Raw genomic sequence first — 25,011 nt, 5'->3', positions numbered from 1 at the left:
ACACTGACTAAACTGTTATATAACAAGTGCCGCATAACGTATTTGTCTTTGGAGAAGGTGGCGGATTTTGAAGGGGTAAATAATGAAATTAATTTGCTTACTAATGTACTAAGGCAATAGCAAAGAAAGGGGTAGTTTCATGGGGATGAAAATGTTGGAGAAGTTGAATGCTTTACCGGGGCAATATAATTTGCTTGATTATGAGAAAGTTGCGGCAACACATGATTGGGCAGAGACAGAAAAGGGATTTAGTTGGTATGAAACAGGGCTTGTGAATATGGCATATGAGGCAATTGATCGTCATACAGAAACGCATCGAAAAAACAAAATTGCACTTTATTTTAATGATGGAAAACGTAAAGAGGCTTATTCTTTCAATGAAATGAAGAAGCTGACAAATAAAGCTGCAAATGTTTTTAAGGACGCAACAAATTTAGAAAAAGGTGATCGATTATTTATTTTCATGCCACGTTCACCGGAACTTTATTTTTCTTTATTAGGTGCATTGAAAATGGGTGTTATTGTAGGTCCATTATTCGAGGCATTTATGGAAGGTGCTGTTTATGACAGACTTGCAGATAGTGAAGCTAAAGTATTAGTGACAACACCAGAGTTACTGGAACGTGTACCTTTATCAAAGCTACCACATTTGCAGCATGTCTTTTTAGTAGGATCTGATATAGAGGAAACAACACAAATTTTTGATTTTAATAGACGCTTGAAAGAAGCATCTTCTCAATTTGACATTGAATGGGTGGACAGAGAGGATGGTATGATTCTTCATTATACTTCAGGATCAACTGGAGCACCAAAGGGCGTATTGCATGTTCATAACGCAATGCTTCAACAATATCAATCGACGCAATGGGTACTAGATTTGCGTGAAGATGATATTTACTGGTGTACGGCTGATCCGGGATGGGTAACTGGAACAGCATATGGCATTTTTGGTCCATGGTTAAATGGTATTACAATGTTAATTGTCGGTGGAAGATTCTCTCCGCAAGCTTGGTACCAAGCAATTGAGGATTATAGTGTAACAGTTTGGTATAGTGCACCAACAGCTTTCAGAATGTTAATGGGTGCTGGTAGTGGTATGCTTGCGAATTATGATTTATCTTCGTTACGCCACATTTTATCTGTTGGTGAGCCATTAAATCCAGAGGTAATTCGTTGGGGGATTGATGAGCTCAAACACCGTATTCATGATACGTGGTGGATGACAGAAACGGGTGCACATATGATTTGTAACTATCCTTCTGTGGATATTAAGCCAGGATCAATGGGAAAACCATTACCAGGTATCCATGCGACGATTGTTGATGACGCTGGTAATGAAGTACCACCTTTTACAATGGGGAATCTAGCAATTCGACGTGGTTGGCCAGCGATGATGCGTCAAATTTGGGGGAATCCAGAGCGTTATGAATCCTATTTCTTAAAAGGTGAATGGTATGTGTCTGGGGACTCCGCCTATATGGATGATGATGGTTACTTCTGGTTCCAAGGGCGTGTAGATGATGTGATTATGACAGCTGGTGAGCGGGTAGGTCCTTTTGAGGTAGAAAGTAAGCTACTAGAGCATCCTGATATAGTCGAGGCAGGGGTGATTGGAAAGCCAGATCCTGTACGAGGTGAAATTATTAAAGCCTTTGTATCCTTACGTGAAGGTGTAGCACCTTCAGATGCATTGATTGAGGATATTCGTAATTTTGTTAAGAAGGGCTTATCTGCACACGCAGCACCTCGTGAAATCGAATTTAAGGATAAGCTACCAAAGACACGTAGTGGGAAGATCATGCGACGTGTGTTAAAGGCATGGGAGTTAAATTTACCAACAGGTGATTTATCTACGATGGAAGATTAATTTTGTAGTATAAGTATGGGTATTGAAAAAATTAAATATTTATACGTCTAGTGCATAAATAGAAGGCGGGGATTCATTCGAAAAGTGAATGAGTTTCCGCCTTCGTTTAACTTATTTCAAAAGAAGAAGGTATATTTTTTCTTCTAAGTTTGGTCATCTCGTTCATATTGCCGATACACCTTTACAAAAAATTGATTATGGGGCTCTAGAGTGATGCTGTTTTTACGAGTACGCCTTCAGGGGCGACAAGTGAGCTATTATCCTCCATTGGTAGGGAAAGGTCCTATATTAATAGACTTGTCTGGTGACTTTCGTTTACAAAATCCAGCGAGCTATGAAGCGTGGTACGGTAAAAAAGCGCATTGGAAATCGTTCAACAAAGTGTATATGGCTTAACTGAACGGAATGCAGAAAATGTTCAATATGCTCCTCTTATCGCAAATCCAGGGTGCTATCCAACAGCGGTTTTACTTTCGGTGTTACCATTGCTTAAAAGAGCGATTGATTGATTCGAAAAGTGGGGTTTCAGGAGCTGGAAATAAGCCATCGTAAACAACGCATTTTAGTGAGGCGAATTAAAGTTTATCAATCTATAAAACGAATGTACATCAGCATATACCAGAAATTAAGCAGGCCATTTCAATGTTTACAGGGGTCGATACAACCATTTCTTTTAGCCTACGAAGGGTAGCTGTTATGCTATTAGCCTACATGGCCAACAATCAAGGTGTTCCCTTTTTTTATCAATAGTAAAAGGGAACTGTGCCATCAATCCATTTATTTTTAGTTGTTTGCTTTTTGAAGAGACATTTTGTACAGTGGTAGCATAACGGGTATGAAGGAGGCTTATTAAGATGGAAAAAATTTGTTTTCAGTACGATCAAACGTTGCGATTTATGGGGCATCATGAAATGGAGTACAAGCAAGATTTTATTACATCGGCGCATCATTCATTACATAGTCGAAAAGGAGCAGGAAGCGAATATCTAGGTTGGCTTGATCTACCGCAGAAATATGATCAAGATGAGTTTTCAAGAATTCAAGCGACTGCTCGAAAAATAACGGCTGATAGCGATGTCCTACTTGTCATCGGGATAGGTGGTTCTTATGTAGGAGCAAGAGCCGCGATCGAGGCATTAAATCATTCCTTTTATAATATACAATCGTCTAAACAACGAAAAAGGCCGCAAGTGTTTTTTGTTGGCAACAATATTAGCTCTACGTATATAAGCGATCTGCTTTCCTTACTCCAAGGGAAGGATGTTTCTGTCAATGTCATTTCAAAGTCAGGAACAACTACAGAGCCAGCGATTGCTTTTCGTATTTTAAAAAAATTCCTGGAAGAGAAGTATGGGAAAGAAGAAGCACGATCACGAATTTATGTAACAACCGATAAAATGAAAGGGGCTCTTAAAACACTCGCGATGACCGAAGGATATGAGTGTTTTGTTATCCCAGATGACGTAGGTGGGCGTTTTTCTGTACTGACTGCTGTTGGCCTTTTACCGATCGCAGTCAGTGGACTGTCTATTCAATCAATGATGGATGGGGCTCTTGCTGCTCAAAACAATTTTAATGATCCTTCTCTTGTCACGAACGAAGCGTATCAATACGCTGTTGTGAGGAACATTTTATACGATAAAGGGATGACGACAGAGGTGCTTGTCAATTACGAGCCTTCGTTGCATTATGTAGCGGAATGGTGGAAACAACTTTTTGGAGAGAGTCAAGGAAAAGATGGTAAAGGATTGTTTCCAGCTTCGGCTAATTTCTCGACCGATTTACATTCTGTGGGACAGTATGTTCAAGAGGGGCGTCGCAACTTATTTGAAACGGTATTGAATGTGAGAAAAGCTCGCGAAGAATTGACAATTGAAGCTGCAGCTATAGATTTGGATGATCTCAACTATTTAGCCGGGAAAACGATTGATTTTGTCAATAATAAAGCTGTTCAAGGAACGATGCTCGCCCATACTGATGGAGGCGTTCCTAATTTGCTTATTACAATTCCTGAATTGAACGAGTATCATTTTGGGTATTTGGTGTACTTTTTTGAACTGGCATGCGCTATGAGTTGCTATTTGTTAGGGGTTAACCCATTCGATCAACCTGGGGTTGAAGCGTATAAGACAAATTTGTTCGCTTTGCTTGGAAAACCAGGTTTTGAAAAGCAACAAGCTCTGTTGGAGAAACGACTGCAAAAATGACGTTTGAAATTAAATTGAATCCGATCACAATAAATGCCAGTAGAAGTGTTATTTCTTTTACTGGTTTTTGGTATGCGCTTGGCGTATGTGATAACTCTGTGGTGCAAGTCCACTCTACTCTTGACAGTAGGAAAGAGTAGCAAGAATAGGATCAGCCTCTGCTAGGAACATGACGAGAAAACCAAAAGCTTTTTACACGAATAAAATTGAACAACTCGAAAGGGCTTGAGAATTTTTCATTCCCAAGCCCTTTTGGCGATCATCGGATTGTTCCAGTATCAACGTATACTGGTGTATTTTTAGGATGTAACGTTTTGAAAAAACTGAGGTAAAAACTCTTTGTGTGCCTCTAACATCTCATCTACAATTTCTTTGGCAATGGTGTCAGAAGGAGACAGTGGGTTGATTGTTAACGCAAGAACTGCTTTATTGTAGTCCCCTGTTACTGCGGCTTCCGCTGCTACTCTTTCAAATGACTTGATTTGTTGGACTAACCCTCGAACTTGTACAGGAAGATCTCCCATCACAATTGGTTTAGGACCGTCTTTTGTAATAATACAACTCACTTCTACTGCCGAGTCATTTGGAATACTGGCGATTGCTCCATTATTTCGTGTGTTAACTGGTTGAATGTCTCTTTTGTCTGTATAGATAGACGAAATTAAGCGAACGGCTGCATCCGAGTAATGTGCGCCACCACGTTGTTCTAATTGAGGTGGTTTAATCGCTAGGTTCGGATCTTTGTACAGTTCAAATAATTCGGTTTCTAACTTTTGAACGACCTCGGCACGAGTCCCTTCTTTTTTAGCGTTTTCAATTTCTTTTTCTACCATATCTCTCGTTTTGTAGTAATACCTATGGTAAGGGCAAGGTAGAACATCAAGAGCTTTAATGAACTCTGGTTCCCAATCTAAGTTTTCTATATTTTTTACAAAGCTGCTATTATTAGGGTCCATTAACAGATCAATGACTTGATCTTTAACGCTTACCCCGTCCACATAAAAGTCTAATCCATAAACCATATGATTGAGACCTGCAAAGTCAATACGGATGCGAGAATGGTCTACATCTAGTAACTTGGCAATCCCCATTTCCATTCCGATTGGAACATTGCATAAGCCAACAACTTTTTTAATGGTAGAGTAACGCAATACGGCTTCTGTTATCATGCCAGCAGGATTTGTAAAGTTGATTAACCATGCATCAGGGCAGAGCTCTTCCATGTCCTCACAAATATTTAAAATAACCGGAATTGTACGCAAACCTTTAAATAAACCGCCTGGTCCATTTGTTTCTTGACCAAGGACTCCATATTTTAATGGAATTCTTTCATCTTTTGCACGAGCATCTAGCAGTCCTACCCGAAATTGAGTCGTCACAAAATCCGCATCTTTTAAAGCAGCTCTTCGATCAAGTGTTAAGTGCACTTCGATGGGAAGTCCTGCTTTTTTGATCATGCGCTTGGCAAGCTCTCCAACGATCTCTAACTTTTCTTTTCCAGCTTCTACATCGACTAACCATAGTTCCTTTAGAGGTAATTCATCATAGCGTTTAATGAAACCCTCTACTAATTCAGGTGTATAACTTGATCCTCCGCCAATTGTTGCAATTTTAACCCCTTTTGTCATCGTCTAAGCACCTCCGTATAATTTAGCAAACCTAGCAATCAAATTTCTTAACTCTTAAGGGAATTACAAAGTGACGTATTCTCACTTTCTGATTTGATTGTAAACTCGATTCAGTAAGATGGTGAAGAGGGAAAGAGCATTTAGTTTTTTATAACAAAAGAACGTATTTGTTACAACGACGTAACGTTGTGTTTTATTGAAAAGATATGTTACGCTACCTTCAAAGTATTGTACTGGTTGTCTCCCCATTTTATAAGGAAAGGAGAATCATTTAGTCATGTTTACAATTGAGGCGATTGCGTCATTCAATGAGTTAGAGACATCTATCTACAACTATATTTGTCAAAACGGTGAAAAAGTGATCTATATGCGGATACGTGAACTTGCAGATGAAACCCATGTATCAACCACTACGATTTTACGTTTTTGTCGAAAAGTAAATTGTGAGGGCTTTTCAGAATTTAAAGTGAAGCTTAAATGGCATTTAGAAAAAAATAATGCGATTCAGTTAAAAGGCTCCGGGCATTCTGTGATGGAATTTTTCGAGAGGACATTAACAGGAAATCTAGAAGAAAATATTAAGGAAGCTGCTCGTGTTGTGTCAGAATCAGATAATGTCATTTTTATTGGAATTGGAGGTTCTGGTATTCTAGCTGAATACGGAGCACGATATTTCTCAAGCTTAGGTAAATTTTCTGTGTATATAAAAGATCCGTTCTTTCGTATTCAAGCCAACTCAAATAGCGTAACAATCGTTTTATCCGTCAGAGGAGAAAATGATTTTACGGTCACTCATATCAATCAGTTGAAACAAGAAGGAAGTAAGATTATTAGCATTACCAATAGTAAACATTCGACCATTGCGAAAATCTCTGATATAAATATTCCTTATTATGTAACAGAAGAACGGTTTGAAAACGCAGATATTACGACACAGGTACCCGTTATTTATATCTTAGAATCAGTGGCCCGAGAAATCTATAGACTTACTCAAGAAGAAAACTAGTTACGATTCTCCCCTTGTCAACGTAGAAGGTAATAAAAAATATTTTTTGATCTTTATTTAGACAATTTCAGTATTCCGAGCGGACTCTTATAAACTTACGCCCGCTCTCTTTTGTCAGCGTCTTCTTATGTTTATTTTATACATTTTGTAAAACTCAAGATGTATATTGTTCTTACCAAGAACGATTATAATTGTTAAGATAACAAAAAGAAAACGCTTACAGGTGAATGCATGTGTTGTTCCTGTTTTGCAGGCAAGATCTACGTTTGTAATCGAATCGCTAAAAGGCTATTCTTAAATCCACATTTAGATTTTTATGTCATCGTTTTTTTATTTGCAAACAACTCGTGAAGGGGGAGTCTAAATGTATATCAAAAAGATTTTAAACAATAATGTCGTTGTGACGACTACTAAATTGAATCAAGAAATTGTAGTTATGGGGAAGGGATTGGCTTTTCAAAAGAAAATTGGAGAGACGATTGATGCTTCCAAAATTGAAAAGACCTTTGTATTGGAGAACCATGAGATCTCTGAGAAGCTTTCTATTTTATTGAAAGATACTTCTGAACTATACGTGAATATTTCTTCAAAAATTTTTGACTATGCCCAATCCGAACTTTCAAGCAAATTGGATGAATATTTATATGTTGCATTAACCGATCACTTAAGCCTCGCAATTAGCAGACACAAACAAGGGATTTATTTAAAGAACGTGTTGTTATGGGAAATTCGAAAATATTATAAGCAGGAGTTTCAAATTGCCTTGAAATCCTTAGATATCATTGAAAGTGATACAGGAATCCGACTTGGGGAAGATGAGGCCGCTTCGATTGCCTTGCATTTAGTGAACAGTCAACTATTCAGTGAAGATATGGCTGAAGCCGTGCGAGTTACTGAAATTGTTAACAATGTTTTGAATATTGTTAAATATCATTTCCGGATGGAATTAGATGAAAGCTCAATCAACCATGAACGTTTCTTAACACATCTTCGTTTCTCTGCAATCCGGTTTATTCGGAAAGAGAAAGAGAAAGAGAAAGAGGCCAAAAGAAATGACCCATTCCTTTATAAACAAGTAAAAAATAAATATTCAACGGCCTTTCACTGCAGTCAAAAGATTATGGTCTATTTGGAGAATACGTATGGCTGGGTTATATCGAACGAAGAAATAACTTATTTAACATTGCACATTCATCGTATCACCAACCGATACACGAATTAGCTGGTTCACCTGAATAAAAACGTAAGATTTCTAAAAAATACTGAAAAATTTGACTTTTCTATCAACTTTGGATATTGTGATTACAAGATAATTATCAATCTATTAAAAAACAACTAATAAGGGATGCGGATACTATGAAAAAAGTAACTATTAATAAAGTAGAGAAAATACTTCCTCTAATCAATCAACATATTTAATTTTAGAATCATTACTACTTATTAGTTAACTAATTCTATTGATTACTTAAAAGGTTTTAGAAAAATTGTCGGGCATGAGAACCCTTTTAAACAACTTGGGTTAATTTAATAAAACGAATGAAATATAAGGGTACTTGCGATAAAGTAGTCAATATAAGAATTCTTTTCTTTGGTGTTTGTTTCAACGCGATAACCTTAACAGAAATGGATTTTTTTTTATATTTTAAGTAAAAAAGTTAATCCAACAGAAAAGCTGATAGTTTAGTTTTTCTATGGGATTTTGTATATGTTGGTGAATAATCTAAGGAAAATTAAATATCTTTTGAAGGAATGTTACCATCTTTGGGCATAACCTGATTTGCTTTGAACGGCACGATGTATGAATTGTGCCTTGTTCCAAGTCGAATCAGGTTTTTTTGTTGAAAAAATCACCATCACTTGTTTTGGGTGCTTTCTCACTAGCAAAAGGGTTGCTGATCAAGGAGTGCTCATTATGTGCAGACGACTCACCTTAAAAGTGGCGGAAGGTTATCGAGAAAGCGTTACTAATAAATTGGGTTACTGTTTTGAACCCGGCCTGCCGGACCCAGACCATGAAAGACGCTGTAGAACTGGACGGCATTGATCTACTGGGCTATACAACATGGGGCTGTATCGATCTTGTTTCAGCGGGAACTGGAGAAATGAAAAAACAATATAGCTTTATTTATGTCGATCGCGACAATGAAGGGAATGGGACATTGAAACGCTCGAAGAAAAAATCATTTGACTGGTATAAAAAAGTAATCGCTACAAATGGGGAAGATTTAACGAACACATAAAAAGGAGGGGTAAAAAGATGAAAAGATTAGCAAAAATATTAGGGATTTTAATGCTAAGTTTATTAGTAGTTGCAGGGTGTAGTACTGGCAATGGGAAAAAAGACGATGCTGCAACAGCTAAAAAGACACCAGAAGAATTGACGTTGTATATCGTACGTCATGGTAAAACGATGATGAACACAACTAATCGTGTTCAAGGCTGGTCAGATGCAGTATTGACGAAAGCAGGAGAAGAAGTTGTAACCGCTGCGGGGGTTGGATTAAAGGATGTTGAATTTCAAAATGTTTACAGCAGTGACAGTGGTAGAGCTATCCAGACAGCCAATCTGATCGTGAAAGAAAATGAAAAATCATCCGATTTAAAAGTTATTACAGATGAGCGATTAAGAGAATTCAACTTTGGTACGTATGAAGGTGATTTGAATCATACGATGTGGCAGGATATTGCCGATGATCAAGGTGTTACATTAGAAGAGTTCATGAAAAATATGACACCTGAATCATTTGCTAATAGTGTAGCAAAATTAGATGCTAAAAATGTTGAAGAAGCAAAAATCAACTGGCCAGCAGAGGACTATAAGACGATTACAACCAGACTTAAAGCAGGTATTGAAGACATCGTTGAAAAAGAGATGAAGAATGAAGGGACAGGAAATGTATTGATCACTTCACATGGATTAAGTATATCTGCATTGTTAGCTACATTGTTTGATGATTATAAGATTCCTGAAGGCGGTTTGAAAAACGCTAGTGTTTGTACAGTGAAATACAAAGATGGAAAGTATACGCTAGATAAAGTCAACGACTTAAGCTATATTGAAGCAGGGCAAAATTAAATATCTTTTGGAAGGAATGTTACCATCTGTGGGCATAACCTGATTTGATTTGAACGGCACGATGTATGAATTGTGCTTTGTATTCAAGTCGAATCAGGTTTTTTATTTGAAAAAATCACCATCACTCGTTTTAGATGTTTTCTCACTAGCAAAATGGTTGCTGATTTAGGAGTGCTCATTGTGTGTCGACGACTCACCTTAAAGGAGGTGGTAAGCTTTTTGCCATTATCGAGAAAGCGTTACCAATAAATTAGGATGCTGTTTTGAACCCGGCTTGCCGGACTCGCTCTTTTCAAAAAGAGAACGACTTTTCGGTTTAATATTCCTACTATAAGGAAGTTATATCTGGTTTAAGAGATTTAATTTAAGTAGGTTTTTATTGATGTCTGTGTTCATTTATAAAAAAAAGGATAAAAAGTGGAGGTGGAATCAGTTGAAGTATGAACAATTGGCAAAAGATATTATTGAAAATGTTGGCGGTAAGGAAAACGTGATCAGCGTTGTTCATTGTATTACTCGTTTGCGTTTTAAGTTAAAAGATGAAGGAAAGGCACAGACAGATGTCCTAAAGAATATGGAAGGAATCGTTACGGTCATGAAAAGTGGTGGTCAGTATCAAGTGGTCATCGGAAATCATGTACCGGATGTCTATAAAGCAGTTATCGAGGTTGGCGGTTTTCGTACAGAAGCGCCTGTAGAAGATGTTGATAAAAAGAAAGAAGGGTTATTTACCCAATTTATCGACGTCGTTTCGAGTATCTTTACTCCGGTTCTAGGTGTTTTAGCGGCAACCGGGATGATTAAAGGGTTTAATGCTCTGTTTGTAACATTGGGCTGGTTAAGCAATACGTCAGGGACTTATCAAATCTTAAACGCGATTGGCGATTCGTTGTTTTATTTTTTCCCAATCTTCCTCGGTTACACAGCTAGTAAGAAATTCGGGGGAAATATTTTTATCGGGATGGCCATCGGAGCCGCGTTGGTTTATCCAACGCTGTCAGGTCTAACAACTGGTGACCCCCTTTACACATTGTTTGCGGGCACGATAATTGAATCACCTATTCATATAACATTTTTAGGGATTCCAGTTATTTTAATGTCTTATGCATCGTCTGTTATTCCGATCATTCTTGCCACTTATTTTGGGGCAAAAGTAGAGAATGGGTTTAAAAAAGTAATTCCCGATGTTGTGAAAATGTTTTTGGTGCCTTTCTTTACATTGCTTGTTATTGTACCGATTACATTCATGGTCATTGGACCCATTGCAACATGGGCTGGTCAACTTTTAGGACAAGGAACAATTTGGATTTATGAACTAAGCCCATTAGTGGCCGGAGCTTTTCTAGGTGGTTTGTGGCAAGTGTTTGTTATTTTCGGTCTGCACTGGGGTTTGGTTCCGGTTGCGATAAACAATATTTCGGTTTTGGGTTCAGATCCAATTTTAGCATTGACATTTGCGGCTTCTTTCGCTCAAATCGGAGCAGTTCTGGCAGTGTGGATGAAAACGAAACAGCAAAAGTTGAAAACTCTTAGTATTCCAGCGTTTATTTCTGGTATTTTCGGTGTCACCGAGCCAGCGATTTATGGAGTGACCCTTCCATTGAAAAAACCGTTTATTATGAGTTGTGTTGCTGCGGCTGTTGGAGGAGCAATCTTAGGAGTGTCGGGAACTCGTAGTTTTATGATGGGGGGCCTAGGAATCTTTGGTTTTCCAACCTTTATCGATCCGGAAAACGGGTTCACTGCTGGATTTTCAGGCGCCATTATCGCGATTCTTGTCGGTTTTGTACTAGCGTTTATCCTGACATTTTTATTTGGAATGGGAAGAGGAACAAAAACGGCGCAAGCTGCTGGAAATACGCTAGCTGCAACACAAAATACGAACCGCGTAGAACCTGAAATGCCTGTTGAAAATGATGTGATTGCGAGTCCATTAACAGGTGAAGTGATGAGTGTATCGGATCTGAAAGATGCAGCGTTTGCATCAGGTGCACTCGGAAAAGGAGTTGCCATTGAGCCTGTAGAAGGGAAATTATTTTCACCCATTTCCGGAACGGTTTCTGCGCTTTTTCCAACAAATCATGCGATTGGGATTACAACCGATCAAGGGGTAGAAATTTTAATTCATCTAGGGATGAATACTGTCCAACTTGATGGCAAATATTTCACTGCTCATACAGCACTAGGTGCTCGTGTAGAGAAAGGGCAGCTTCTGATTGAATTTGAGATTGCGTCAATTAAGGCAGCGGGATACGTTGTAACAACACCAATCGTTGTGACCAATTCTGATAACTACAATCTAGTGATAACGGGAATTAAGCACGTTGAAGTCGGTGATCGTTTAATCGAGTTGGAGGGAGTAACTTCAGACAGTAGTTTGCCACTTCTTTAAGTGATAAGTTAGTATTCAGTCGGAGGGGAAGCCTCATCCGGCAGATGTCGCAATTTTGAAGGGATTGGGGTAGTGCACGTCCTTTTAAAATCTAGGCGTAAGTGATCTCTGTTTTATCAATTAAGAAGGGAAGCGTTGTTGAACTCACAAGTGAACGTTTTCCCTTCCACTACTATTGTAAAGGAGTTTTAGTATGTCTAATTTAGTATTTCCTAAAGACTTTTTATGGGGCGGTGCGATTGCTGCCAATCAGGTTGAAGGAGCTTCTTTTAAAGATGGAAAGGGATTAACAATTGTTGATTTGCTACCGACCGGCAAAAAACGCTGGGAAGTGATGACTGGACAAATCAATTCCTTTCAACCAATCGAAGGAGAATACTACCCATCTCATGGTGCGATTGATTTTTATCATCATTTTAAAGAGGATATTGCTTTGTTTGCAGAAATGGGATTCAAAGTGCTGCGTGTTTCAGTGGCTTGGGCACGAATTTTCCCAAATGGTGATGAGGAGCAACCAAATGAGGCAGGCTTGCAGTTTTATGATGATTTATTCGACGAACTTATAAATCATGGAATTGAACCTGTTGTGACGATTGCTCATTTTGATGTACCTGTCCACTTGATCGAAACGTATGGCAGTTGGCGAAATCGAAAATTGGTTCATTTTTTTGAAACGTACGCAACAACTCTTTTTGCTAGGTACAAAGATAAAGTAAAGTACTGGATGACATTTAATGAGATCAATATGCTTCTGCACTTACCGTTTGTAGGCGCCGGCCTTGTTTTTGAAGAGGGAGAGAATAAACAACAAATTCAATATCAAGCGGGACATCATCAGCTTGTCGCATCTGCACTTGCTGTTAAAGCTTGTCATGAAATCATACCGAATGCAAAAATTGGTTGTATGTTAGCTGCGGGGTTTACCTATCCATATACATGTCATCCGGAAGATGTTTTGAGTGCAATGGAAAAAGACCGAGAGTCCTTTTTCTTCATTGATGTGCAATCACGAGGCCAATATCCAAGCTATGCAAAGCGCTTTTTTAAAGATCACCATTTGACAATTGAAATGGAAAAAGAGGATGAAAAACTTCTAAAAAATCATACCGTTGATTATATCGGGTTCAGCTATTACGCAAGCAGGGTAACAAGCACGGATCCTGAAGTATTAAAAAATACGACAAATGGGAATGTATTTGGGTCTGTTGAAAATCCGTATTTAGAAAAGTCAGAATGGGGTTGGACGATTGATCCTAAGGGTTTCCGTATTACGGCGAATCAGTTATACGATCGCTATCAAAAACCTTTATTTGTGGTTGAAAATGGCCTAGGTGCTGTCGATATAGTAACTCCTGAAGGCGATATTAATGACGACTATCGGATTGACTACTTAAGAAAACACATTGTGGAAATGGCTGAAGCAATCGAGGATGGCGTGGAGATAATCGGGTATACAAGTTGGGGACCAATCGATCTGGTCAGTGCTTCTACGGGCGAAATGAAAAAGCGGTATGGCTATATTTATGTTGACAAAGATAATGAAGGCGAGGGATCGCTAAAGAGAATGAAAAAGAAGAGCTTCCATTGGTTCAAGAAAGTGATTGAATCCAACGGAGAAAATCTAGATTAATCAAATCCGATTGAGATGGGAGCTTGAATCAAATTTTCGACAGTTCCACTTAAAGAAAGTAAAATTTTTTTTAGGGGTGAAGGTGATAAGGGGACAAACGAGAATAAAGTGTACCCTTTGTAGAGGACATTTTAAAAAAGACTCTAGGCAACTGAAGAAGATAATGTCTGTATTGTGCAGACGTCATCTTTTTTAAATTCCGCTGACTCCGATATAAAAGGTCATATAACTTTTGGTTTCTCCTATGACATCTTCTAGTGTTTCACATGATTTAGTTATCCAAACTTTTTTCAAAATCATTCACGCAATAGTGCTATCGAAAAATTCAGATATAAATAAAAATTCAGTTGACTTAATAAATATGCAGACGTATACTAATTTTAACTTAATTCAGGGGTGAGTGCATTGAAAGTAGGAATTGTTGGTGCAACCGGATATGGTGGATTAGAGCTTATTCGATTTTTACATAATCATAAAGCAGTGGAGCGGATCGATTTATTCACATCCTCAGAAGAAGGTGTCATTTTTTCTTCTAAGTTTGGTCATCTCGCTCATATTGCCGATACATCTTTACAAAAAATTGATTATGGGACTTTAGAGAAATTTGATGTTGTTTTTACAAGTACGCCTTCAGGGGTGACAAGTGAGCTACTACCTCCATTGGTAGGGAAAGGTCCTAAATTAATAGACTTGTCTGGTGACTTCCGTTTACAAGATCCCGCGAGCTATGAAACGTGGTACGGTAAAAAAGCGGCACCAATGGAAATCATTCAACAAAGTGTATATGGCTTAACTGAATGGAATGCAGAAAATGTTCAAAATGCTCCTCTTATCGCAAATCCAGGGTGCTACCCAACGGCGGTTTTACTTTCATTGTTACCGTTGCTAAAAGAAAGATTGATTGATTCAAACTTTTTAGTAATTGATGCGAAAAGTGGGATTTCAGGAGCAGGAAATAAGCCATCGCAAACAACGCATTTTAGCGAGGCGAATGAAAGCTTATCAATCTATAAAACGAATGCACATCAGCATATTCCAGAAATTGAGCAGGCCATTTCAATGTTTGCAGGGGTCGATACAACCATTTCTTTTAATACTCATTTAGTGCCAATGTCTAGAGGGATTTTATCTACCTCATATGCACCTGTTATGCCTGGTGTTACAGAGAAGCAGCTAGTAACTTGTTTACAGAATGCCTATGAAAAACATCCGTTTGTACGGATCGTTACAGATGTAAATAGCTTAGGAACAAACCGTGTTAAAGGTTCAAACTATTGCGATATTTTTGTGAAAGTAGATAGCCGTACGAATCGTGCCACAATCGTTGGCGTCATCGATAATTTAGTCAAAGGGGCTGCAGGGCAAGCCATTCAAAATATGAACGTTCAATTTGATTTACCACAAACGACAGGATTAGATGTCGTTCCATTCTTTATTTAACTTCTAGGATAATTGATTAATGAAGGAGGAAAGATTTTATGACATTAATAGCATCCGCAAGTATTATGAAAAAATTATCAAGTAAAAATATTGTTTCACCAAAGGGCTTTAAAGCTGCGGGTTTACATTGTGGTTTAAAGCATAAGAAAAAGGATTTAGCAGTATTAGTCAGTGAAGTACCTGCGAGTGTAGCAGGAGTCTTTACAATGAATGCTGTGCAGGCAGCACCATTAAAAGTAACGAAAGAGGTTGTGTACACAACGAAAAAAATGCAGGCGATGATTGTCAACTCTGGAAATGCTAATGCATGTACAGGAAAGCAAGGAGCGAAGGATGCACAAACAATGCAATTCCTAGTGGCGGAAAAGCTTGGTATCGAGGCAAATTTAGTAGGTGTTTGCTCAACAGGTGTCATCGGTGAAATTATGAATATGGAGCCTGTAACAAATGGGATTAATCAGTTAGAGCCAAAGGATAATTTAGAAAGTGCGATTGATTTTGCCCAAGCGATATTAACAACAGATACCGTTATGAAAAACACAAGTTACAGCACTATCGTTGATGGCCAAGAGGTTATTATCGCTGGAGTTGCAAAAGGTTCGGGTATGATTGAACCAAATATGGCGACGATGCTAGGTTTTATTACGACGGATGCAAATATTGAATCAGATGTCCTGCAGGCAACATTATCTGATATAACAAATTTGACTTTTAATGCAATTACTGTGGATGGGGATACATCTACGAATGACACAGTAGTTGTGATGGCAAACGGCTTAGCGGGCAATGAAGCTTTAACGCCTAACCATCCAGATTGGCAAAACTTCTACTTTACATTGAAAACAGTAGCTCAAGACTTAGCGAAAATGATTGCTAAAGATGGTGAGGGTGCAACGAAGCTGATTGAGGTTGAAGTTGAAGGGGCAATGTCTGATGAAGAAGCGCGTAAAATTGCAAAAACAGTTGTTGGTTCACCGCTTGTGAAAACGGCAGTATTCGGTTGTGATGCAAACTGGGGACGTATTATTGCTGCTATAGGCTATAGTGGCGCAATGGTTGATCCAGAAAAAATTACGATCCAAATCGGTGGTGTGACGATGGTTGAAAACGGTGAGCCAATTCCATTTTCAGAGGATAAATTAATTCAAATTTTAAAAATGCACGAAGTGAAAATCAGTGTGTCACTTGGTATTGGGGAAGGCAAGGGGCATGCATGGGGATGTGATCTAACTTATGACTACGTTCAAATCAATGCCTCATACCGCTCGTAAACGAATGGTCATTAAGCTTGGGGGTAGTACGCTAGAAGGCTTAAATGAATCGTTTTTTGAGAATTTTAAAAAACTCCAAGAGAGCGGTGTAGAGCTTATTATTACTCATGGTGGTGGCCCAGCTATTAACCGTGAACTTGCGGAGCGTGGAATAGAATCACATGCTTTAAACGGTATTCGTATTACGAGCGAAGCTGTAATTGATATCGTACAGTCAACGTTAATAGGAAAGGTCAATCCAGCGCTTGTTCATGAACTAACAACGGCAGGCATAGCTGCAATTGGTTTAAACGGATTTGATGGTCATTTGATTGAAGCGGATTATCTAGACAAAGATGTATTCGGTTTTGTTGGTGAAGTAAAGACCGTCAATACATCTTTACTAGAATCATTAATTAGTGCGGGGATAGTACCGGTTATTGCTTGCGTTGGAGCAGATGAACATGGTCAGGCATTGAATATTAATGGAGATACGGTAGCAAGTGAAATCGCACTGGCTTTAGATGCAGATAGCTTAATACTTGTTACAGATGTAAGTGGTATTCGAATTAACGATGAATATCAATCGAAAGTAACTCCTTCCTTCATCAATCAATGGATTGAGGAGGGGCATATTTACGGTGGGATGATACCTAAAGTTCAAGGAGCTCTCGAATGCTTAAATGCAGGTATTCCATCGGTCCAAATTGTTGGGGAAACCTTAGTAGGTACGACGATTTTATCCGGTTTGAATTAAATGACCGTAAAAGCTGGAGTTGGTGAGGGCGATAATCAGTGGGAGATGAATAAATCCTCATCAGTGAGAGTTATTCTTCATTATAGTAGGAATGACCGTTCTAATGGCATAGAGGAAGCAAATATAGTGAGTAAGATTGCAGATTTTTAGCTATGAATTTAAGTAGGAGTTGATAAGATGAGTGCTTTATTTGGAAACTATGGCAAACGCCGTGCCCAAATTGTCAAAGGGCAAGGAACAGTTGTTGAAGATTCTGCTGGGAAAAAATATTTAGATTTTATAAGTGGAATCGCTGTAGTGAGTCTTGGACATGCACATCCTGCGATTGTGGAGGCTATTCAAGATCAAAGTAAAAAGCTATGGCATATTTCTAATTTATTTGATATTCCTGGTCAGGAGAAGGTTGCACAAAAATTAATAGCTGATACACATTTTTCTTATGCATTTTTCTGTAATAGTGGTGCGGAAGCAAATGAAGCGGCCATCAAGCTTGCACGTAAGCATACAGGGAAAAATCATATGATTACTTTCGAAAATTCCTTTCATGGGCGAACTTTTGGAGCGATGTCTGCAACAGGTCAGGGCAAGGTACATAATGGCTTCGGACCACTTGTTGAAAAATTTACAATTCTCCCTTTTAATGATGTGGCAGCACTTGAAGCAACGATTGACGATTCTGTCGCAGCAATTATGTTGGAGATGATTCAAGGTGAGGGCGGCGTTAACAGTATATCACCAGAGTTCGCAGCAGCAATAGCTAAAGCCTGTGACGACAAAGGAATATTACTAATGATCGATGAGGTTCAAACAGGTATTGGACGAACAGGAACAAAATATGCTTTTGAGCAAACGATTTTAAAGCCACATATTGTGACATTGGCAAAAGGATTAGGTGGAGGCTTCCCAGTCGGTAGTATGCTTGGAACAGCCGAGCTATATGATACATTTAGTCCTGGCACACATGGGACAACATTTGGTGGGAACCCACTTGCGATGCGTGTTGCTGAAACCGTGCTTGATCATGTCTTTGAACCTGCATTTTTACAAAATGTACAGGAACTATCTACTTATTTTGTAAAGCAGTTGAAAGCGAATCTCCCTTCTACGTATACCGTACAGGGCCAGGGCTTACTTCTTGGTATTGGCTGTGGCGATACTGAGGTAGCCTCGTATATAACTGCGGCAGAGGAAAATGGCTTATTATTAGTAAGTGCAGGGCCAAATGTTATTCGTCTATTACCTCCATTAACCGTGTCGAAAGAGGAGATCGATGATGCAATTGCGATTTTAAAAACGATACTGCTGTAGCATCTGATCAATTAAATACGATAAAAAATCTGCTAGATTTCTTGCAAAGAAGTCTAGCAGATTTTTAATGCTTATACAAAAGGCTTATCACCATAACGTGGGGTTGATTTCCGTTCCGGCTGGGCGCTTTCCTGGGGGCGTCCGATGAGCCGCTTCACTCGCGTTGCTCGCTGCAGGGTCTCGGGCCAACACGATGTTGGTCACGAAGGCGTTATCACAGGATGTGATGCTCTTAGCCTTCGTTCCTCTATCGCTGATCCCCGAGGAGTTGCCCAGCCTCCACTACAATCAACTTATTTACATAGAATACGTTTTAAAAATTCCATCCGCAGCTTTTGGGTAGTAAAGTAAAATCTTATCCCGCATTAACGGGCAGTAATTTATCTGTACCGAAAGCGAAGCGTCAGGTACAAGATTCTCGCCTCGAATTTAGGCGGGAGAGTAACTGCCCGTAAAAACCCGATTGGTGAAGACAAATAATCAGTGGAGTAAAGAACACCCCACCGATTAAAGTTTCACTTTATCGCAGCTCTTTTACTAATGTTTTCACTAGAGTAGGGAGCCAATCATGAAGGTGACTAAATGTAAAGCCTGCCGCTTCTGCCTTTGTAGTTGACATATACCAATCTGCTGGAACCCCATATGGCGATTGCGACTTTTCATCGCCACCTACAAGAGAAATTTTTGCATATTTTCCGGTTGTTTCTTCAATAAGACCTAGCATATCCTTTAATGAAATTGCACCTGCTGCTGTTGCATTATAGGGTCCTTCAATTGGTGTAATGCCAGCAAAATACAAAAATGCAGCTGCTTCGTCATCTGTAATAAAGCTCATTTTTGCTTCAATATTTGGTAATGAAATAGGCTGTTCCTGTAAAATTCGTTCAACATGGAAATGTAAACGGCGTGTATAGTCGTTCTCACCCATAACAATTGGGAAACGGACAGCGACAACAGGGAACGTAGCTTCTTCGAAAAGTACTGCTTCTGCTTGACGCTTACCTTCACCATATGAAAAATCTTCGCGATTCCCCATTCGAACTTCATAATTAAATGGATTAAAATCTTCTTCTGTTTTGATAGTGCCGTCTATTTGGTAGGTGGATAGAGTAGATGTAAAAACGAGCTTTTTCGTTTTACCTTCTAAAATTTCACATATTTTAAGAGCTTCATTCGGAGAGTAGCAAATATTATCATAGACAATATCCCATGTAGTGCTTGATAGTACCTGTGCCAACGAATCGGTATCATCTCGATTAACAATTAACTGATTCACCTTCGTACCAAAAGGATTTCCACTTTGTCCACGTGTTAAAATAGTTACGTTATGTCCATTTTGAAGACAAAGCTCAACAAGCTTTTTACCAAAAAAGCGAGTGCCTCCTAAAACTAAAATGTTCAATTACTTCCACCCCTTCAAATTTATAGTCCTCTTTATCATGACAAAAAAACAGGCATACTACAATTACTTTTAAATGTAGTATGCCTGTTTTTTATTGTGTAGGTGGGGTAGGCGGTGGAGTTGTATTTCCGTTGTTTCCTCCGTTAGAGCCATTCCCGGTGCTTCCGGAACCGTTGCCGTTATTAGAGCCATTTCCAGTGTTTCCGGAGCCGCTGCCGTTATTAGAGCCATTTCCAGTGTTTCCGGAACCGCTGCCGTTATTAGAGCCATTTCCAGTGTTTCCGGAACCGCTGCCGTTATTAGAGCCATTCCCGGTGTTTCCAGAACCGTTGCCGTTATTAGAGCCATTCCCGGTGTTTCCAGAACCATTGCCGTTATTAGAGCTGTTCCCGTTACTACCATCTGACCCATTGCCATTTTCTGTGCCGTTTTCATTTTGGTTTGGGTCTTTGTCGTCCGTAGGTGGTGGGACCTCTTCTTGCTTGTCTTTTTCAGGTTGTTTTTCACTTGCGCTACCACCGGTAGAAACGGTATTGGATTGCGCTGAAGTTAAACCTGTAATATCTACAGCGACAACAACATAGGCTTGACCACTTGCGACCGTCGTACTTTGTGATGATTCAAGCACTGATCCGACAAGGGTCTTTCCACCATCTGTTACTTTATATATTCGATAACCGACTACATCATTTGAAGAACCTGTCCAAGATAATGTATTCCCATTAATTGAAGCAGATACTGCTGCTGGCGCACTCTGATCTGCTGGGAAATTAACAGCTGATACCGATGAATTCGATAATGACGAATTTTTTGGTAATAGGCTGGCCGGATCACCGCCAAGTGGGCCTAGCATTCGTTTAATAAATGCCTGATTAATACCTGCACCGCTTGCTTTTACGAATTCTGCAGGTGTGCTAGGAAGGGCATTATAAGTTTTACCTTTTATCGTAACAACGCTTGAGGAAGTTAAACTATCATCAGCTTGTGAAGGTAAAAATACTTTCGCGTTAAACAAATCAGAGCGCACGAGACCAGCATTAGCACATGCTGCAGATGGCGCTAAACCAGAAATACCACAGAATGATGCAGTGACAACGTTCTTCGGTTGCACAAATCTAGTTTTAGGGGCAATAAATTGTGGATCTACATCATACACAGAATTCATTAATGTTCCCCATAGTTTATTAATTCGCACACTAGGCCGTTGATACGTATTATTAAATGCATCTAGTGTTTCATTTTTATCATAACCCATCCATACACCAAGAGAAACATTCGGGTTATAACCAACAAACCAAACATCTTTGTAGCCTTGTGAAGTACCTGTTTTAGCGGCAAAGTCAGCAGAGAATTTTAATGTATTTCTTGCAACTGTACCTGTTCCTTTTGTTAGCACATCTCGTAACATATCAGTAATGATATAAGAAGTTTCAGGACTAAATACTTGTTCAGGTTTAACTTCGTGTTTATAAATGATATTTCCATTTTGGTCTTCAATTCTATCAATCATATAAGAGTCTATAAATTGTCCACTATTTGCAAAAGTTGCAAAGGCATTGGTGTTCTCTTCAACAGTAATACCTTCTTCTACGGCTCCGATACCAGCTGAAATGTTTGTGAAGTCCTTAGGCTGTAAGGTTGTGATCCCCATCTTAACTAAGTAATCGGCAGGACGTCTGTTAAGAATACTATAATATAGACGTAAAGCTGATAAGTTTTGTGAATCTGCTAATGCCTCACGTGCAGGGATTAGTCCTCGTTCATCATTAGTATTATAGTTGTTTGGACTCCATTTACCAATAGAGAATTTTACGTCGACTAATGGGCTACCTGCACCGATTACACCGTATTCTATTGCAGGTGCATATACGAGTAAAGGCTTCATTGTTGAGCCATTTGAGCGTTTTGCCTGTGTAGCGTAGTTATAACTTTTTAATTCAAAATCACGACCACCGACAAAGCTTAAAATACGTCCAGTAGTATTTTCGATTAAAATACTGCCAACCTGTGCAGGCATTTGAACATCAATTTCTTCACCTGTTACAGGATCTTTGTCTTTAACGGTGTAAGTATGACCGTAATTTTGAAAGTTTTCCGCTGCTTTTTGCATCGAATCGTACATATCCTTATTAATAGTTGAATAGATACGATAACCTTTTGAGCGGACATTACGATCTGCTAGGATCGTATACTTATCTTTTAATTTTTTCTCATTTTTTAAGCGTTCTGGATCAATACCATCTTCTTCTGCTAGTTTTTCCGCAATAATGTCTTTTGCTCGACTTTCAAGCTCATACGTTAGCCAAGGGTAGCGATCTTCTGCGCGCATTTCCGGTGAACGGAAGTCAGCAGTGATATCGTAAGTAAGTGCTTCTTTATATTGAGCTTCGTTAATATAACCTGCGTCCTTCATACGATAAAGTACAGTTTTCATACGATCAATACCCGGTTGAAGAGCTTCTTTACTTTTAAGTACACCTGTATTTGTGAAAGGTGTGTAAGCAAAAGGTGATTGAGGAATACCAGCTATATACGCTGCTTGAGGAAGCGATAAATCCTTTGCTTTTACATCGAAAATACCTTCAGCAGCTGTTTCTACTCCTGCAATGTTTCGACCGGAAGCATTACGACCGTAAGGAATTATGTTTAAATATGCCTCTAAAATTTCTTCCTTTTTCATAAAGTGCTCTAAACGCATTGCAAGTAAAAGTTCTTTTGCTTTTCGTTCATAAGATACTTCATTTGTTAATACTTGGTTTTTAATAAGCTGTTGTGTTAATGTAGAGCCACCAGTTTGTGTGGAAGAGTTGGTTACGTCTTGAACTAGCCCACGAATGACGGCCTTCGGAACTATTCCGTTATGTTCACGGAAATACTCGTCCTCTGTCGCTAATACCGCATTCACAACATCAGGTGCGACATCGTTTAATGTTGTTACTCGACGGTCTAAATCCGTACGTAATTTTCCGATATAAATATCGTTGGCAAAATAAATTTCACTTGTTGAATCGTAGTTGAAAATTTCTTTTCTTAATTCTTCTTTAGAGCGTAGTGGCTCTTCTTTTACAAGTGAAGCAAAATAGCCAGCCCCAACTGAACCGGCAAATACAGTGCCTACCAATGCAAAGACTAAAAATAGTAAAAATAAGTTCCAGGCAACACTTCCTGAAATACGTAATTTCTTCATCCATTTTTGTTGAATTAAATCATCGATCTTTGCATTGATTTTCTCAATCCAATCTTTCAATGTATCGACCTCCTAAAATCTTGTCTATTATAGCACATATTGATTTAGGTCGAACATAATTATTGACAATGAAAAAGAATCGTTTAGAATAATGTTTATAGTTTTCTAGCGAAGAAGAGCTTGCAGTAGTGTCTATATTCCCTGTATAGAGAGCCAGCGGTTGGTGAAAGCTGGTCATAATATAGAGACGAATTACGTGCTTGGAGCTTAGACGTGCGCGCCTGCGATAAAGGCGGTTGAATGAAGAGGAAGATGGATGACATCTTCAAGCTGGGTGGTACCGCGTTAATTTATAACGTCCCTGCATGCAATGTTTTGCGTGTAGGGACTTTTTTGTTTCTCCCTACACGGAATTATTAAACACTAAGGAGGAATAAAAATGACGAATGAATTATTACAAGACTTAGAATGGCGCGGATTGTTATACCAACAAACTGATGCTGAAGGTATGGCCAAATTATTAGATGATCAATCTGTATCTTTATACTGTGGTGTTGATCCAACTGCGGATTCTATGCATATTGGACATATTGTCCCTCTTTTAACGCTACGTCGATTCCAAAAAGCGGGCCACCGTCCAATTTTATTAGTTGGTGGTGCAACTGGAATGATTGGAGATCCATCTGGTCGCTCAGAAGAACGCCAATTACAAACAGTTGAGCAAATTGATAAAAATGTTCAAGGTATCCGTAGCCAGTTAGAGCGTATTTTTGAATTTGCAGAAGATGGCAATGGTGCTCAGTTAGTTAATAACCGTGACTGGATTGGCAATATAAATACGATTGAGTTTTTACGTGATTACGGAAAATTAATTAACGTGAACTACATGTTAGCAAAGGATACGATTGCATCACGCCTTGATACTGGTATTTCATTTACTGAGTTTGCCTATACATTAATTCAAGGTATTGATTACAATCATTTATACAACCACTACAACTGTCGTATTCAAGTAGGTGGCTCTGACCAGTGGGGTAATATTACAACTGGTTTAGAAGTTATTCGTAAAACACATGAGGAAGAGACGAAAGCTTTTGGTATCACAATTCCTTTAGTAACGAAAGCAGACGGTACGAAATTCGGTAAAACAGCAGGTGGTGCTGTTTGGTTAGATAGTAAGAAAACATCTCCATATGAGTTCTACCAATTCTGGATTAATGCTTCGGATGCTGACGTTGTAAAATACTTAAAAATCTTCACATTCCTTTCTCGTGAAGAAATTGAAGCTTTAGCAGTATCTGTAGATGAGGAACCACATTTACGTAAGGCGCAAAAAGCACTAGCTGAAGAAATGACTCGCTTAGTTCATGGTCAAGAAGCATTAGACCAAGCAATCCGTATTACGGCTGCTTTATTCTCAGGCGACTTAAAAGCACTTTCTGCTGATGAAATGAAGGATGCGTTTAAAGATGTTCCTTCTATTGAAATGGCGAAAGAAGATAAAAACATCGTGGAATTACTTGTGGAAGCGGGTATTTCTCCTTCAAAACGTCAAGCTCGTGAAGACGTAACGAATGGTGCGATTAGCGTGAATGGTGAAAAGGTCACTGAATTAGAATATGTCATCGATGGCAAAGATCGTTTAGAAGATGCATTCAGCATTGTTCGTCGTGGTAAGAAAAAATACCATATGGTGAAGTTTGTTTAATTCAGACTCACACAACAAGACATCCCCTCAATATTTGAGGGGATGTTTTTTTGTTGGAAAATAAAATGGTCAAGGAAATCTTTTTACTCGCTCTCCAGTGGGCGAGCGTCAAGCCACGTCCTCTGCTTTGTATTCGTCGACACTTCTGCACAG

The 25,011-nt window shown here is 38.9% G+C and carries 16 protein-coding genes, 1 pseudogene and 1 other annotated feature; of the genes and pseudogenes, 14 read left to right on the top strand and 3 right to left on the bottom strand.

Annotated elements, in window-relative coordinates; translation table 11 throughout:
- The first annotated feature begins 139 nt into the window (after positions 1-139).
- The 3 genes from acsA (at position 140) to ACQKN2_RS08990 (ending at position 4,074) form a co-directional block, all read left to right on the top strand.
- Entirely contained in the window at positions 140-1,867 is a 1,728-nt protein-coding gene (gene acsA / locus ACQKN2_RS09000; RefSeq protein ID WP_427414675.1) for an acetate--CoA ligase, read from the top strand.
- Positions 1,868-2,077: 210 nt separating this feature from the next.
- Positions 2,078-2,263: a hypothetical protein gene (locus tag ACQKN2_RS08995; protein ID WP_427414674.1), complete on the top strand. Its 186-nt coding sequence runs from the start codon at positions 2,078-2,080 to the stop codon at positions 2,261-2,263.
- Positions 2,264-2,721: 458 nt separating this feature from the next.
- On the top strand, positions 2,722-4,074 hold the full coding sequence (locus tag ACQKN2_RS08990) for a glucose-6-phosphate isomerase (RefSeq protein WP_427414673.1): 1,353 nt from the start codon (positions 2,722-2,724) through the stop codon (positions 4,072-4,074).
- Positions 4,075-4,373: 299 nt separating this feature from the next.
- Here the strand turns inward: ACQKN2_RS08990 and ACQKN2_RS08985 are convergent, their stop codons facing one another.
- Positions 4,374-5,702 (bottom strand): 6-phospho-beta-glucosidase, encoded by a 1,329-nt coding sequence (locus ACQKN2_RS08985; protein WP_427414672.1) that lies wholly within the window; start codon positions 5,700-5,702, stop codon positions 4,374-4,376.
- 277 nt (positions 5,703-5,979) lie between these two features.
- Between ACQKN2_RS08985 and ACQKN2_RS08980 the strand changes: the two genes are divergently transcribed.
- The 10 genes and pseudogenes from ACQKN2_RS08980 (at position 5,980) to ACQKN2_RS08935 (ending at position 18,561) form a co-directional block, all read left to right on the top strand.
- A complete protein-coding gene (locus tag ACQKN2_RS08980; protein ID WP_427414671.1) occupies positions 5,980-6,708 on the top strand; it encodes a MurR/RpiR family transcriptional regulator in 729 nt (242 codons plus the stop codon).
- A 364-nt stretch (positions 6,709-7,072) separates the two neighbouring features.
- The gene (licT, locus tag ACQKN2_RS08975; RefSeq protein WP_427414670.1) at positions 7,073-7,930 is read left to right on the top strand and encodes a BglG family transcription antiterminator LicT; all 858 of its coding nucleotides are present in this window, start codon (positions 7,073-7,075) and stop codon (positions 7,928-7,930) included.
- Between the two features lie 790 nt (positions 7,931-8,720).
- A pseudogene (locus ACQKN2_RS08970) lies at positions 8,721-8,948 on the top strand (family 1 glycosylhydrolase); the annotation flags it as partial.
- A gap of 17 nt (positions 8,949-8,965) precedes the next feature.
- Positions 8,966-9,784, top strand: coding sequence for a histidine phosphatase family protein (locus ACQKN2_RS08965; protein ID WP_427414669.1), 819 nt, complete (start codon positions 8,966-8,968; stop codon positions 9,782-9,784).
- A 433-nt stretch (positions 9,785-10,217) separates the two neighbouring features.
- Positions 10,218-12,176, top strand: coding sequence for a beta-glucoside-specific PTS transporter subunit IIABC (locus tag ACQKN2_RS08960; protein ID WP_427414668.1), 1,959 nt, complete (start codon positions 10,218-10,220; stop codon positions 12,174-12,176).
- 193 nt (positions 12,177-12,369) lie between these two features.
- The gene (locus ACQKN2_RS08955; protein ID WP_427414667.1) at positions 12,370-13,806 is read left to right on the top strand and encodes a 6-phospho-beta-glucosidase; all 1,437 of its coding nucleotides are present in this window, start codon (positions 12,370-12,372) and stop codon (positions 13,804-13,806) included.
- A gap of 405 nt (positions 13,807-14,211) precedes the next feature.
- Positions 14,212-15,246: an N-acetyl-gamma-glutamyl-phosphate reductase gene (argC, locus tag ACQKN2_RS08950; protein WP_427414666.1), complete on the top strand. Its 1,035-nt coding sequence runs from the start codon at positions 14,212-14,214 to the stop codon at positions 15,244-15,246.
- A gap of 38 nt (positions 15,247-15,284) precedes the next feature.
- Positions 15,285-16,517: a bifunctional glutamate N-acetyltransferase/amino-acid acetyltransferase ArgJ gene (gene argJ, locus ACQKN2_RS08945; protein ID WP_427414665.1), complete on the top strand. Its 1,233-nt coding sequence runs from the start codon at positions 15,285-15,287 to the stop codon at positions 16,515-16,517.
- The gene (argB, locus tag ACQKN2_RS08940) at positions 16,480-17,253 is read left to right on the top strand and encodes an acetylglutamate kinase (protein WP_427414664.1); all 774 of its coding nucleotides are present in this window, start codon (positions 16,480-16,482) and stop codon (positions 17,251-17,253) included. Before argJ ends, argB begins: the two co-directional genes overlap by 38 nt.
- A 177-nt stretch (positions 17,254-17,430) precedes the next feature.
- Positions 17,431-18,561 (top strand): acetylornithine transaminase, encoded by a 1,131-nt coding sequence (locus ACQKN2_RS08935; RefSeq protein ID WP_427414663.1) that lies wholly within the window; start codon positions 17,431-17,433, stop codon positions 18,559-18,561.
- 520 nt (positions 18,562-19,081) lie between these two features.
- Here the strand turns inward: ACQKN2_RS08935 and ACQKN2_RS08930 are convergent.
- On the bottom strand, positions 19,082-19,963 hold the full coding sequence (locus tag ACQKN2_RS08930; protein ID WP_427414662.1) for an NAD-dependent epimerase/dehydratase family protein: 882 nt from the start codon (positions 19,961-19,963) through the stop codon (positions 19,082-19,084).
- A gap of 91 nt (positions 19,964-20,054) precedes the next feature.
- The gene (locus ACQKN2_RS08925) at positions 20,055-23,210 is read right to left on the bottom strand and encodes a transglycosylase domain-containing protein (RefSeq protein ID WP_427414661.1); all 3,156 of its coding nucleotides are present in this window, start codon (positions 23,208-23,210) and stop codon (positions 20,055-20,057) included.
- A gap of 102 nt (positions 23,211-23,312) precedes the next feature.
- Positions 23,313-23,516: a binding site (T-box leader), on the top strand.
- 73 nt (positions 23,517-23,589) lie between these two features.
- Here ACQKN2_RS08925 and tyrS point away from each other — a divergent pair.
- Positions 23,590-24,858: a tyrosine--tRNA ligase gene (gene tyrS, locus ACQKN2_RS08920; protein ID WP_427414660.1), complete on the top strand. Its 1,269-nt coding sequence runs from the start codon at positions 23,590-23,592 to the stop codon at positions 24,856-24,858.
- Positions 24,859-25,011 lie beyond the last annotated feature (153 nt).

It is taken from the genome of Lysinibacillus sp. NPDC093688 (assembly GCF_050280145.1).
Classification (GTDB): Bacteria; Bacillota; Bacilli; order Bacillales_A; family Planococcaceae; genus Lysinibacillus; species Lysinibacillus xylanilyticus_B.
This window is presented reverse-complemented; position numbering and strand designations above follow the sequence as displayed.